Source organism: Streptomyces sp. SD15 (assembly GCF_054462255.1).
Map to the genome: position 1 here is coordinate 1 of NZ_JBTLMO010000043.1, position 12,676 is coordinate 12,676.

Below are 12,676 nucleotides of genomic sequence, written 5' to 3' on the forward strand. Positions count from 1 at the left end.
AAGATCAGCAGGCATCCAACAGATCCTGCCGACACAACACCCAACTGCCAAGCCCCACAACACATTTCATTCTGAAATGATCAGTTAGGAGCAGGCGAGGTCGGCCCGCAGTCGCCCAAAGGACGGACGCCCATGAAGACCCATGAATCCGATGGAAGCCAGGGCGCGGGCGCTGCATGATTCACTGCGGAACGAAGACATGCGCAACAAGACATCTCGCTGGACGAAGACATCTCGCTAACGGCGACAAGGGGAGGCCGCTCGTGGCCCACGAGGTCGATCAGTCATTCCTGGCACTGCCACTGCGTGCCCTGGCCGACGCCGCGCTCGCACGCGCGCGGGCGCTGGGCGCCGAGCACGCGGACTTCCGGTTCGAGCGGGTGCGCAGCGCGTCCTGGCGGCTGCGGGACGCCAAGCCCGCCGGGTCGTCGGACACCACGGACCTGGGGTACGCGGTGCGGGTGGTGCACGGCGGGACCTGGGGGTTCGCGTCGGGCGTCGATCTGACGATGGACGCCGCCGCGAGGGTGGCGTCGCAGGCCGTGGCGATGGCGAAGCTGTCGGCCCAGGTGATCAAGGCGGCCGGGTCCGACGAGCGCGTGGAGCTGGCGGACGAGCCTGTGCACGCGGAGAAGACGTGGATCTCGTCGTACGACATCGACCCCTTCTCCGTGCCGGCCGAGGAGAAGGCCGGGCTGCTCACGGACTGGAGCGCGCGGCTGCTCGCGGCCGACGGGGTCAGCCATGTCGACGCCTCGCTGCTGACCGTGCACGAGAACAAGTTCTACGCCGACACCGCCGGGACCGTGACCACGCAGCAGCGCGTACGGCTGCACCCGCAGCTCACCGCCGTCGCCGTCGACGAGTCCAGCGGCGAGTTCGACTCGATGCGGACCATCGCGCCGCCGGTCGGGCGCGGCTGGGAGTACCTGCAGGGCACCGGCTGGGACTGGGAGTCCGAGCTCGGGCGGATCCCGGAGCTGCTCGCCGAGAAAATGCGGGCGCCGAGCGTCGAGGCGGGGGTGTACGACCTCGTCGTCGACCCCTCCAACCTGTGGCTGACCATCCACGAGTCCATCGGGCATGCGACGGAGCTCGATCGTGCGCTCGGCTACGAGGCCGCGTACGCCGGGACCTCCTTCGCCACCTTCGACCAGTTGGGCAAGCTGAAGTACGGCTCGGAGCGGATGAACGTCACCGGTGACCGCACCGCCCAGCACGGGCTCGCGACCATCGGGTACGACGACGAAGGGGTGGAGGGACAGTCCTGGGATCTGGTGAAGGACGGGACGCTCGTCGGCTACCAGCTGGATCGGCGCATCGCCAAGCTCACCGGCTTCGAGCGGTCCAATGGGTGTGCGTACGCCGACTCCCCCGGGCACGTGCCCGTGCAGCGCATGGCCAATGTGTCGCTGCAGCCGGATCCCGCGGGGCTCTCGACGGAGGATCTGATCGGGGGCGTGGACCGCGGCATCTATGTCGTGGGTGACCGGTCGTGGTCGATCGACATGCAGAGGTACAACTTCCAGTTCACGGGTCAGCGGTTCTTCAAGATCGAGAACGGGCGGATCACGGGCCAGCTGCGGGATGTCGCGTATCAGGCGACCACGACCGACTTCTGGGGTTCCATGGCCGCGGTGGGCGGCCCGCAGACCTATGTCCTGGGCGGTGCCTTCAACTGCGGCAAGGCCCAGCCGGGCCAGGTCGCGGCGGTCTCGCACGGCTGCCCGTCCGCCCTCTTCAAGGGTGTCAACATCCTCAACACCACGCAGGAGGCCGGTCGATGAGCTCCCGTACGAACAAGCCGCACGAGGTCGTCGAGCGCGCCCTCGAGCTCTCCCGCGCCGACGGTTGCGTCGTGATCGCCGACGAGCAATCGACTGCCAACCTGCGCTGGGCGGGCAACGCGCTGACCACGAACGGAGTCACGCGCGGGCGCACGCTGACCGTCATCGCGACCGTCGACGGCCGCGAGGGCACGGCATCCGGCGTCGTCTCGCGCGCGGCCGTGACCGCGGACGAGCTGGAGCCGCTGGTACGGGCCGCGGAGGCGGCGGCTCGCGGTGCGGGTCCCGCCGAGGACGCCCAGCCGCTGGTCACGGGCGTGCCCGAGTCCCCCGACTTCACGGATGCGCCCGCCGAGACCTCGTCCGCCGTCTTCACGGATTTCGCTCCGTCGCTCGGCGAATCGTTCGCCCGCGCGCGGGAGGGCGGGCGCGAGCTGTACGGGTTCGCCAACCATGAACTCGTCTCCAGCTATCTCGGTACGTCGACGGGGCTGCGGCTGCGGCACGACCAGCCCAACGGGACCCTGGAACTCAACGCCAAGTCGCCGGACCGTACGCGGTCGGCGTGGGCGGGGCGGTCGACGCGGGACTTCAAGGACGTCGATCCGGCGGTGCTGGACGCCGAGCTGGCCGTACGCCTCGGCTGGGCGGAGCGGCGGATCGACCTGCCCGCGGGGCGCTACGAGACGCTGCTGCCGCCGACCGCCGTCGCGGACCTGCTGATCTACCAGATGTGGTCGGCGGCGGCCCGGGACGCGGCCGAGGGCAGGACGGTCTTCAGCAAGCCCGGCGGCGGCACCCGCGTGGGCGAGAAGCTCACCGAGCTGCCGCTGTCGCTGCGCAGCGACCCGAACGAGCCGGGGCTCGAGAGCGCCCCCTTCGTGCTCACGCACTCCTCCGGCGACGACGCGTCCGTCTTCGACAACGGGCTGCCACTGTCCGCGACGGACTGGGTACGGGAGGGCACGCTGACCCATCTGTCCACCACCCGGCACAGCGCGGGCCTGACCGGGCTGCCCGTCGCACCGACGATCGGGAACCTGATCCTGGACGGTGGCGCGGACCGTTCCCTGGAGGAGATGGTCGCCGCCACCGAGCGCGGACTGCTGCTGACCTGCCTCTGGTACATCCGCGAGGTCGACCCGGCGACGCTGCTGCTGACCGGGCTGACCCGGGACGGTGTCTACCTCGTCGAGAACGGCCAGGTCGTCGGCGAGGTGAACAACTTCCGGTTCAACGAGTCGCCGGTCGACCTGCTCGGGCGGGCGACGGAAGCGGGGCGGACGGAAAAGACGCTGCCCCGTGAGTGGAGTGACTGGTTCACTAGGGCTGCGATGCCTGCGCTGCGGGTGCCGGACTTCAATATGAGCTCTGTCAGCCAGGGCGTATAACCTCGTACCTGATTCACGAGACGCTTTCGCAAGACCATCCAAGGAGATACGAGAACCGTGACGGACATCGTCGACGAGCTGAAGTGGCGGGGGCTGTTCGCCCTGTCCACTGACGAAGATGCTTTGCGCAAGGCGCTCGCGGACGGTCCCGTCACGTTCTATTGCGGCTTCGACCCGACCGCGGCCAGCCTGCACGTCGGCCACCTGGTGCAGGTCCTCACCATGCGTCGCCTCCAGCAGGCGGGCCTACGCCCGCTCGCCCTGGTCGGCGGCGCGACGGGCCAGATCGGCGACCCGCGCCCGACGGCCGAGCGCACGCTGAACGACCCGGAGACGGTCGCGAACTGGGTGACGCGCCTGCGCTCGCAGATCGAGCCGTTCCTTTCCTTCGAGGGCGAGAACGCCGCGGTCATGGTGAACAACCTCGACTGGACGGCCGGCCTGTCGGCCATCGAGTTCCTGCGGGACATCGGCAAGCACTTCCGCGTCAATAAGATGCTGACGAAGGACTCCGTGGCCCGACGCCTGGAGTCCGAGGAAGGCATCAGCTACACGGAGTTCAGCTACCAGCTGCTGCAGGGCATGGACTTCCTGGAGCTGTACCGACGCTACGGCTGCACGCTGCAGCAGGGCGGCAGCGACCAGTGGGGCAACCTCACCGCGGGCCTGGACCTGATCCACCGCCTGGAGCCGCACGCCAACGTGCACGCGCTGGCGACGCCGCTGATGACCAAGGCGGACGGCACCAAGTTCGGCAAGACCGAGGGCGGCGCCATCTGGCTCGACCCCGAGATGACGACGCCGTACGCGTTCTACCAGTTCTGGATGAACGTGGACGACCGGGACGTCTCGACGTACATGCGGATCCTGTCCTTCAAGTCCCGCGAGGAACTGGAAGAGCTGGAGAAGCAGACCGAGGAGCGCCCCCAGGCCCGCGCTGCCCAGCGCGCGCTCGCCGAGGAGCTGACGACGCTGGTGCACGGCGCCGATCAGACGGCCGCGGTGATCGCCGCGTCCAAGGCCCTCTTCGGCCAGGGCGAGCTGGCCGAGCTGGACGAGAAGACGCTGACCGCGGCCCTCTTTGAGGTGCCGCACATCCAGGTCGCCGAGCTCGGCCCGGTGGTGGACCTCTTCGCGGAGGTCGGCCTGGTGGCCAGTAAGTCGGCCGCGCGCCGCACGGTCAAGGAGGGCGGTGCGTACGTGAACAACGCGAAGGTCGCCGCCGAGGACGCGGTCCCCGCCAAGGAGGACCTGCTGCACGGGCGCTGGCTGGTGCTGCGCCGGGGCAAGAAAAACCTCGCGGCGGTGGAGGTCACAGGGGCCTAGGCACGATGAGGGGGCGGTTTCCCGCGAGGGAGGCTGCCTCCTTCGTCGTCCCTGCCCTCAGGCTCTCCGCTTGGTGCCCCGCAGCGCCATGTACGCCCTGTCACCGAGGAAGACGATGATGATCGCCGCCACGAGCTGGAAGGCATGGCGGCTCCAGTCGATTCCTCGGGTCTCGGCGACGCCGAGACCCTCGGCGATCGCGTTGCCGGCGATGGCTCCGAGGATGCCGAAGACAGTGGTCAGCCAGAGCGGGCTGTGCTGCTTGCCCGGCAGGATCGCCTTGGCCAGCAGGCCGAGTATGAATCCCACGATGATCGCCCACAACCAGCCCATGTCTGCCTCCTAGTACGGCTCTGCGTGAGCATTACGCCCAGTGTCGGCCTGCCCTCCATACGGCGCATGTCGGGCGCGGCCATACGCGGTACGACGCATCATGTCCCCCCTGACAGCAGTCGACCCGGTCTCGAAGGCGGCGCAGCCGCGGCGTAACGTGGAAGCTGTTCGGGCCTGCTTCCCTGACCGGCGTCGGACCGGGTACGGGCCGGGGAGAGGCCGACACAGGCAGGTGGTGGAACGTGATGCGGAAGCAGAGCAACAGCCAGGTCTTCCGGATCACCGGGGCCAGGCAAGGGCTCGACGAGGACGTCCGCCGCAGGCAGCGCCGCTACGTCATCTCGATGTCCGTGCGCACGGTCTCCGTGATCCTCGCCGCGACCCTCTGGAACGTCGAACGCCACGTCGCGCTCGTCGCGCTGGTCCTCGGGATCCTTCTCCCCTACATCGCCGTGGTGATCGCCAACGCCGGCCGCGAGAACGCGCCGTCGCTTCCGTCGACGTTCATCAATGTCCCCCACCCTCCCATGATCGCGCCGCCACGGCCGGACGACTCCGCGGAATCCGTCCAGGAGGACTTCGTGACCGACCCGGGGGCGCGGCTGCAGGGCGAGCCGCAGGAGCGGACCTGACCCCGATCGGGCCTTGCCCTGACCACCGAGGACCTTCGGAAAACGGAATCCAACGGCTCGCCAAGCTCAAGAAAAGCTCAGATCAATCACGTTGTTCCGGTGCCGGGCAGCAGCCCACCCGTGACATACTTCGTACGCGCTCCGCATCCCCCGTCGGAGCGACAGACCGACGCCGGGCAGCTCCCCCCGTGGCTGCTCGGCGTCGCCTTTTCCGAGCCGTCCAGGGTTGAAGAGGCGTCTAGGGTTGAGGAGTGAACTTCCCGCTCTTCCCCGATACGTCTTCCGCCCCCACCACTCCGCAGTGCTCGGCCAAGGGCTGTCGCACCGCCGCTGTGTGGGTGCTTGCCTGGAACAACCCGAAGCTGCATACGCCGGAGCGGCGCAAGACGTGGCTCGCTTGCGAGGAGCATCGCGAGCACCTGTCGAAGTTCCTGGGTGTGCGTGGGTTTTTGAAGGATGTGGTCCGGCTGGAGGAGTGGGTGGAGCCTGCGGGGTGAACTCACCCCTTGGGGGGTGCCGCCTCAGCCGCCGATCGCCGACATCGGCCTCTCCGGCTGCAGGAACGACGGGTCGTCCAGGCCCGAGCCCGCCTTCTTGCCCCACATCGCGAGGCGCCAGATGCGGGCGAGCTCCTCGTCGGGGGCGTCCGCGCGGAGTGCCGCGCGCAGGTCGGTCTCCTCGCTGGCGAACAGACACGTGCGTATCTGCCCGTCGGCCGTCAGGCGCGTGCGGTCGCAGGCCGCGCAGAACGGGCGGGTGACCGAGGCGATCACGCCGACGCGGTGCGGGCCGCCGTCCACGAGCCAGCGCTCGGCCGGGGCGGAACCCCGCTCGTCGGAGCCCTCCTCGGTGAGCTCGAAGCGGGTACGCAGTGAGGCGAGGATGTCGCCCGCGGTGACCATGCCCTCGCGCTTCCAGCCGTGCTGGGCGTCCAGGGGCATCTGCTCGATGAAGCGGAGCTCGTAGTCGTGCTCGACGGCCCAGGCGAGGAGGTCGGGGGCCTCGTCCTCGTTCAGCCCCGGCATCAGGACCGAGTTGACCTTGACCGGGTTCAGGCCTGCGTCGCGGGCGGCTTCGAGGCCCGCGATGACGTCCTTGTGGCGGTCGCGGCGGGTGAGGGTCTTGAAGGCTTCGGGGCGAAGGGTGTCCAGCGAGACGTTCACCCGGTCCAGGCCCGCCGCCTTCAGGGCGGTAGCCGTGCGCTGGAGGCCGATGCCGTTGGTGGTCAGGGACATCTGAGGGCGGGGGGTGAGCGCGGCGACCCGCTCCACGATGCCGACCAGGCCGGGGCGCAGCAGGGGCTCGCCGCCGGTGAAGCGGACCTCGGTGATACCGAGGCCGGTGACCGCGATCTCTATCAGGCGGACGATCTCGTCGTCCGTGAGCAGGTCGGGCTTGGCCAGCCACTGCAGGCCCTCTTCGGGCATGCAGTACGTGCACCTCAGATTGCACCGGTCGGTGAGCGAGACGCGCAGATCGGTGGCCACTCGGCCGTAGGTGTCGATGAGCACGTGGGCCCCCTCCCTCGATGCGGATCACTGCCAGACACGATCGAGCCTACGTGACGGGACCGACATCGAGAGCGGCCGGATCCCACGAGGTACGACGCGGCCGCGTCGTAGGGATCTACGACGCGGCCGTGAGCGGTGTCGAGTCAGTGCGCTCCGGTGCCCGTGAGGGACCGCACCTCCAGCTCGGCGTACTTGCCGGTGTCCGGTTCCTCCTTGGACAGGATCGTGCCCAGCCAGCCCAGCAGGAAGCCGACCGGGATCGAGATGATGCCCGGGTTCTCCAGCGGGAACCAGTGGAAGTCGACGTCCGGGAACATCGACGTGGCCTTGCCCGAGACCACCGGCGAGAACAGCACCAGGCCGACCGCCGTGGTCAGTCCGCCGTAGATCGACCAGAGCGCGCCCTGGGTGGTGAACCGCTTCCAGAAGAGGCTGTAGAGGATCGTCGGCAGGTTGGCGGAGGCGGCGACCGCGAAGGCGAGCGCGACCAGACCGGCCACGTTCAGGTCGCGGGCGAGGGCGCCGAGGCCGATGGAGACGATACCGATGGCGACCGTCGCGTAGCGGGCGGCGTTGACCTCTTCCTTCTCGGTGGCCTGGCCCTTCCTGATGACGTTCGCGTAGATGTCGTGTGCGAAGGAGGAGGACGAGGCCAGCGTCAGACCCGCGACGACCGCGAGGATCGTGGCGAAGGCGACCGCCGAGATGGTGGCGAGCAGGATCGCGCCCCAGGCCGAGTCGACACCGCCGAGGTGCAGCGCGAGCAGCGGGGCCGCCGTGTTGCCCGCCTTGTTGGAGGCGATGATCTCGTCCTGCGAGATGAGGGCGGCCGCTCCGAAGCCGAGCGCGATGGTCATCAGGTAGAAGCCGCCGATGATGCCGATCGCCCAGTTCACGGACTTTCGCGCGGCCTTGGCGTTCGGCACCGTGTAGAAGCGGATCAGGATGTGCGGCAGGCCCGCTGTGCCGAGGACCAGCGCGATGCCCAGCGAGATGAAGTCGATCTTCGAGGTGGTCGTGAGGCCGTACTTCAGACCCGGTTCCAGGAAGGCCGAACCCTTGCCGCTGTTCTCCGCCGCCGAGCCGAGCAGGTCGGAGATGTTGAAGTTGAACTTGAGCAGCACCAGGAAGGTGATGAGCAGGGTGCCGCCGATGAGCAGGACGGCCTTGACCATCTGGACCCAGGTGGTGCCCTTCATGCCGCCGATCGTCACGTACACGATCATCAGGATGCCGACGAGCGCCACGATGCCGACCTTGCCCGCGTCGCTGGTGATGCCGAGCAGCAGCGAGACGAGGACGCCCGCGCCCGCCATCTGGGCCAGCAGATAGAAGATCGACACGACGATCGTGGAGGTTCCGGCCGCCGTACGGACCGGGCGCTGGCGCATGCGGTACGCGAGGACGTCGCCCATCGTGTAACGGCCGGAGTTGCGCAGTGGCTCGGCGACCAGCAGCAGCGCCACCAGCCAGGCGACGAGGAAGCCGATCGAGTAGAGGAAGCCGTCGTAGCCGAAGAGGGCGATGGCGCCGGCGATGCCGAGGAAGGACGCCGCGGACATGTAGTCGCCGGAGACGGCGAGCCCGTTCTGAAAGGCGCTGAACTGGCGCCCGCCCGCGTAGAAGTCGGCCGCGTCCTTGGTCTGACGGCCCGCCCAGACGGTGATGACGAGGGTCGCGACGACGAACACCGCGAACAGGGAGATGATCAGCGGCCGGTGTTCGCTTGCTTCACCGGCCGCGAGAACGATCGAGGGGCTCATGCGCCGCCCTCCATCCGGGACTTGATGGCTTCGGCCTTGGGGTCGAGATTCGCGGCGGCGTGCCGCGAATACCACCAGGCGATGAGGAATGTGGTGAGGAACTGGGCGAGGCCCAGCACCAGGGCGACATTGATGTTGCCGAACAGCTTGGTGCCCATGAAGTCGCCCGCGTAGTTGGAGAGCAGGACGTAGAGCAGGTACCAGGCGATGAAGGCTACGGTCAGCGGAAAGGCGAAGGAGCGGTAGGAGCGGCGTAGTTCACCGAACTCCGCGCTCTCCTGCACCTCGACGAACTCCGCGGTCGAGGGGAGCTGGGGATCTGTCTTCGAGGGGGGCGGTGCGTCGGTAGCCACGGAGTCTCCTGGCGTTGCGGGTGCGGTTGCGACGGTGGACGAGGGCGAGTGGGGGTTCGCAGACCGGGACGGGTTGGGTACGGGCATGGCGTTCTGACCTCACGGCGACACGGATCACGTTGACCGGATGGCGAGGGTGTGCCCCGGGCGTGATCCAACAGGGGGCTCGATCGTGCTCGGGCTCCCTGCTCAACGTCACGGCGCCACGCATGGACCGGTTCAACTCCGGGGACTTCTTTCGGAAGTCGTCTCCGGCTTCTTGGGAAGTCATGTCCGGAAGTCGTTGCTGGCCGGCGCGGCCGGGAGATAGCTTCAGCCTGCACCACTCGTCATGCACCTGCCCGAGCACCACCTGTGTTCGGGCTCCTTTCGTTTCGGATGATGTGGAGATCCCATGGCTCATCTGCGCTCCAGACGCCGGCTCGCCCTCGCGGTGCCGGTCGTCCTGTCGCTCACCGCCTCGCTCGGTTTCCTGCCGGGCGCCGCGTCGGCCGCACCACTCACCGCGCCCGCCGCCCCGAGCGCGGACGGCCCCGATCTGGCGTACGTGGTCAACACCAAGACGGACCGTCACACGATCGGCTCAGTGGAGAAAGCGATCGCTGCGGCCGGCGGCACCGTCGTGATCTCGTACGAGAAGATCGGTGTGATCGTCGTCCACTCGGCCAACCCCGACTTCGGCCGGCAGATCCGCGCCGTGCGCGGAGTGCAGTCGGCGGGTGCGACGCGGACGGCGCCGCTGACGCCCTCGGGGACGACGGAGGAGGGCACGGCGCAGGTGCTGTCGGCCGCGCAGGCCGCCGAGGCCGCGAAGAGCGCCACCGCGGGCGAGGAGCCTCTCGAGGCCGACCAGTGGGACCTGCGCGCGATCGGCGCCGACAAGGCCGCGAAGATCAACCCGGGCAGCAGGAGCGTGACGGTCGCCGTGATCGACACCGGCGTCGACGACACCCACCCGGACATCGCCCCGAACTTCTCCCCCTCGCAGTCCGCGAACTGTGTGGGCGGCAAGGCGGACACCACGTACGGCGCCTGGCGTCCCGTGGACGCCGACCACTACCACGGCACGCATGTCGCGGGCGAGATCGCCGCGGCCCGCAACGGCGTCGGCGTCGCGGGCGTCGCGCCCGGCGTGAAGGTCTCGGGCATCACGGTGGCCGAGCCGGACGCGGGCCAGCTCTTCTTCCCGGAGAGCGTCGTCTGCGCCTTCGTGTTCGCCGCGGACCACGGCGTGGAGATCACCAACAACAGCTACTACGTGGACCCGTGGCTCTACAACTGCCTGGACGACCCCGACCAGCGGGCCATCGTCGACGCGGTGAACCGGGCCCAGCTGTACGCCCAGAAGAAGGGCGCCCTCAACGTGGCCGCGGCGGGCAACTCCAACCACGACCTCGACGCGGACGCCATCGTGGACGACTCCAGCCCCGACGACTCGACCCCCGTGACCCGGACGGTCGACCCGCACACGTGCTTCGACGTACCGACCCAGCTGCCGGGCGTCGTCACCGTGAGCGCGACCGGCGTCACGAACGCCAAGTCGTACTACTCCAGCTACGGCAAGGGTGTCATCGACGTCGCGGCACCCGGCGGCGACCGGTACAAGATCCCGGACACGCCGTCGCAGAACGGCCGCATCCTGTCCACCCTGCCGAACAACCAGTACGGCTTCCTCCAAGGTACGTCGATGGCGACGCCGCACGTCGCCGGAGTGGCCGCGCTGCTGAAGTCCAAGTACTGGTGGGCCACCCCCGCCCAACTCCAGGCGCTTCTGAAGGCCGAGGCGGACAACCCGGGTTGCCCGAGCGAGCCGTACGACGGGAACGGCGACGGTGTCGTGGACGCCACCTGCGAGGGCGGTAAGCGCCTCAACGGCTTCTACGGATCCGGGATCGTCAACGCGCTGCGGGCGGTCAAGTAACCACGGTTCAGGTAACCACGGTTCAAGTAACCACGGTTCAAGTAACCACGCTTGTCCACCCTTGAGCTTCCGCACGGCTCGTACAGCTCGTACCGCGAACGAACTGGAGAATCCATGACCGCGCCTCGTATGCGCTCCCGTCGCGCCATAGCCATTCCGCTGGGGATGGCCACCGCGACGGCTCTCGCCTTCCTGCCGAACGTCAGCGCCTCGGCAGCTCAGGCACCCGGGCAGGTCGCCACCGACGCGACCTCCCTCAGCTACATCGTCAACGTCAGCCCGGGGCACGGCACTTCTTCCTCCATCAAGAAGGCCATCACCGCAGCGGGCGGCACGATCGTGACGTCGTACGACCGGATCGGCGTGATCGTCGTCCACTCCTCGAACGCCGACTTCGCCAAGACGATCCGTGGCGTCCGCGGAGTGCAGTCTGCCGGTGCCACCCGCAACGCGCCGCTGCCCGCGCAGTCGACCACCGACGTGGGTACGCCCCAGGTGCTCAGCGCGCAGCAGGAGCAGGCCGCGAGCGCCGAAGCCGCCGCCGGGCAGGACCCGTTGGAGCCCCTGCAGTGGGATCTGCCCGCCATCAAGGCGGACAAGGCGCATGAGAAGACGCTCGGCAGCGACAAGGTCACCGTCGCCGTGATCGACACCGGCGTCGACGACACGCACCCCGACATCGCCCCGAACTTCGACCGGGACGCGTCGGTCAACTGCGTGACGGGCAAGCCGGACACGACCGACGGGGCCTGGCGTCCGAGTGCGGCGGAGAGCCCGCACGGCACGCATGTCGCGGGCGAGATCGCGGGCGCCAAGAACGGTGTCGGCATCACCGGTGTCGCGCCCGGCGTGAAGGTCGCCGGCATCAAGGTGTCCACGACGGCCGGCTACTTCTACACGGAGGCGGTCGTCTGCGGCTTCGTGTGGGCCGCCGAGCACGGCGTCGATGTCACCAACAACAGCTATTACACCGACCCCTGGTACTTCAACTGCAAGGACGACCCGGACCAGAAGGCCCTCGTCGACGCGATCACCCGCGCCTCGCAGTACGCCGAGAAGAAGGGCACGGTCAACGTCGCGGCGGCGGGCAACGAGAACTACGACCTGGCGGCCGACTCGATCACCGACCCGGTCTCCCCGAATGACGCGACACCTTCGGAGCGGGTCATCGATCCCTCCAAGTGCTATGACATCCCCACCCAGTTGCCGGGTGTGGTCACCGTGGCCGCGACGGGCGCCAAGGGCCTCAAGTCGTCGTTCTCCAACCACGGCCTGGGCGTCATCGACATCGCCGCGCCCGGCGGCGACTCGACGCGCTACCAGACCCCGGCCCCGCCCGCCACCAGCGGTCTGATCCTCGGCCCGCTCCCCGGCGGCGGGTGGGGCTACATGGCCGGTACGTCGATGGCGTCCCCGCACGTCGCCGGTGTCGCCGCGCTCATCAAGTCGACCCACCCGTACGCCCCCGCCGCCCTGGTGAAGGCGCTGCTGTACGCCGAGGCCGACGCCACGCCGTGCACCGATCCGTACGACATCGACGGCGACGGCAAGATCGACGCGGTCTGCGAGGGCACCAAGAACCGCAACGGCTTCTACGGCTGGGGCACCGCTGACGCGCTGGACGCGGTGACGAAATAACTCTCGTGCAACTCCCGTGAG

At 68.7% G+C, this 12,676-nt stretch carries 11 protein-coding genes; 7 read left to right on the forward strand and 4 right to left on the reverse strand.

Annotation, left to right across the window (positions count from 1 at the left end; all coding sequences use genetic code 11):
• The first annotated feature begins 263 nt into the window (after positions 1–263).
• The 3 genes from ACX28W_RS32595 to tyrS are packed head-to-tail and all read left to right on the forward strand — an operon-like array spanning position 264 to position 4,504.
• Positions 264–1,787 carry a TldD/PmbA family protein gene (locus tag ACX28W_RS32595; protein WP_459003568.1) on the forward strand — a complete coding sequence of 508 codons (1,524 nt, stop codon included), beginning with the start codon at positions 264–266 and terminating at the stop codon, positions 1,785–1,787.
• Positions 1,784–3,178, forward strand: coding sequence for a metallopeptidase TldD-related protein (locus tag ACX28W_RS32600; RefSeq protein WP_459003569.1), 1,395 nt, complete (start codon positions 1,784–1,786; stop codon positions 3,176–3,178). The genes ACX28W_RS32595 and ACX28W_RS32600 overlap by 4 nt, the downstream gene beginning before the upstream one ends.
• Before the next feature lie 57 nt (positions 3,179–3,235).
• A complete protein-coding gene (gene tyrS, locus ACX28W_RS32605; RefSeq protein ID WP_459003570.1) occupies positions 3,236–4,504 on the forward strand; it encodes a tyrosine--tRNA ligase in 1,269 nt (422 codons plus the stop codon).
• A gap of 57 nt (positions 4,505–4,561) precedes the next feature.
• Here tyrS and ACX28W_RS32610 read toward each other — a convergent pair whose 3' ends face one another.
• Positions 4,562–4,837, reverse strand: coding sequence for a GlsB/YeaQ/YmgE family stress response membrane protein (locus ACX28W_RS32610; protein WP_459003571.1), 276 nt, complete (start codon positions 4,835–4,837; stop codon positions 4,562–4,564).
• A 245-nt stretch (positions 4,838–5,082) separates the two neighbouring features.
• On the opposite strand from ACX28W_RS32610, the gene ACX28W_RS32615 reads away from it, so the two are divergent.
• Together ACX28W_RS32615 and ACX28W_RS32620 are read left to right on the forward strand one after the other, a co-directional pair.
• Positions 5,083–5,469: a DUF3099 domain-containing protein gene (locus ACX28W_RS32615; protein ID WP_459003572.1), complete on the forward strand. Its 387-nt coding sequence runs from the start codon at positions 5,083–5,085 to the stop codon at positions 5,467–5,469.
• A gap of 251 nt (positions 5,470–5,720) precedes the next feature.
• Positions 5,721–5,966, forward strand: coding sequence for a hypothetical protein (locus ACX28W_RS32620; RefSeq protein WP_459003573.1), 246 nt, complete (start codon positions 5,721–5,723; stop codon positions 5,964–5,966).
• 24 nt (positions 5,967–5,990) lie between these two features.
• On the opposite strand, the gene moaA is transcribed toward ACX28W_RS32620, so the two are convergent.
• The 3 genes from moaA to ACX28W_RS32635 form a co-directional block, all read right to left on the reverse strand.
• Entirely contained in the window at positions 5,991–6,980 is a 990-nt protein-coding gene (moaA, locus tag ACX28W_RS32625) for a GTP 3',8-cyclase MoaA (RefSeq protein WP_459003575.1), read from the reverse strand.
• Positions 6,981–7,123: 143 nt separating this feature from the next.
• Entirely contained in the window at positions 7,124–8,743 is a 1,620-nt protein-coding gene (locus ACX28W_RS32630) for a solute symporter family protein (RefSeq protein ID WP_362084461.1), read from the reverse strand.
• Complete coding sequence (locus ACX28W_RS32635; protein WP_459003577.1) at positions 8,740–9,096, reverse strand: DUF485 domain-containing protein; 357 nt, start codon at positions 9,094–9,096, stop codon at positions 8,740–8,742. Before ACX28W_RS32635 ends, ACX28W_RS32630 begins: the two co-directional genes overlap by 4 nt.
• Positions 9,097–9,490: 394 nt before the next feature.
• Here ACX28W_RS32635 and ACX28W_RS32640 point away from each other — a divergent pair, with 394 nt between their 5' ends.
• The gene (locus tag ACX28W_RS32640; protein ID WP_459003579.1) at positions 9,491–11,017 is read left to right on the forward strand and encodes a S8 family serine peptidase; all 1,527 of its coding nucleotides are present in this window, start codon (positions 9,491–9,493) and stop codon (positions 11,015–11,017) included.
• A gap of 114 nt (positions 11,018–11,131) precedes the next feature.
• Positions 11,132–12,655 carry a S8 family peptidase gene (locus tag ACX28W_RS32645; protein WP_459003581.1) on the forward strand — a complete coding sequence of 508 codons (1,524 nt, stop codon included), beginning with the start codon at positions 11,132–11,134 and terminating at the stop codon, positions 12,653–12,655.
• Positions 12,656–12,676 lie beyond the last annotated feature (21 nt).

Bases quoted from the DNA above. Each gene is read 5' to 3' on its own strand.
- ACX28W_RS32600 (WP_459003569.1), top strand. From the start codon at position 1,784: ATGAGCTCCCGTACGAACAAGCCGCACGAGGTCGTCGAGCGCGCCCTC.
- ACX28W_RS32610 (WP_459003571.1), bottom strand. From the start codon at position 4,837: ATGGGCTGGTTGTGGGCGATCATCGTGGGATTCATACTCGGCCTGCTG.
- ACX28W_RS32615 (WP_459003572.1), top strand. From the start codon at position 5,083: ATGCGGAAGCAGAGCAACAGCCAGGTCTTCCGGATCACCGGGGCCAGG.
- ACX28W_RS32630 (WP_362084461.1), bottom strand. From the start codon at position 8,743: ATGAGCCCCTCGATCGTTCTCGCGGCCGGTGAAGCAAGCGAACACCGG.
- ACX28W_RS32640 (WP_459003579.1), top strand. From the start codon at position 9,491: ATGGCTCATCTGCGCTCCAGACGCCGGCTCGCCCTCGCGGTGCCGGTC.
- ACX28W_RS32645 (WP_459003581.1), top strand. From the start codon at position 11,132: ATGACCGCGCCTCGTATGCGCTCCCGTCGCGCCATAGCCATTCCGCTG.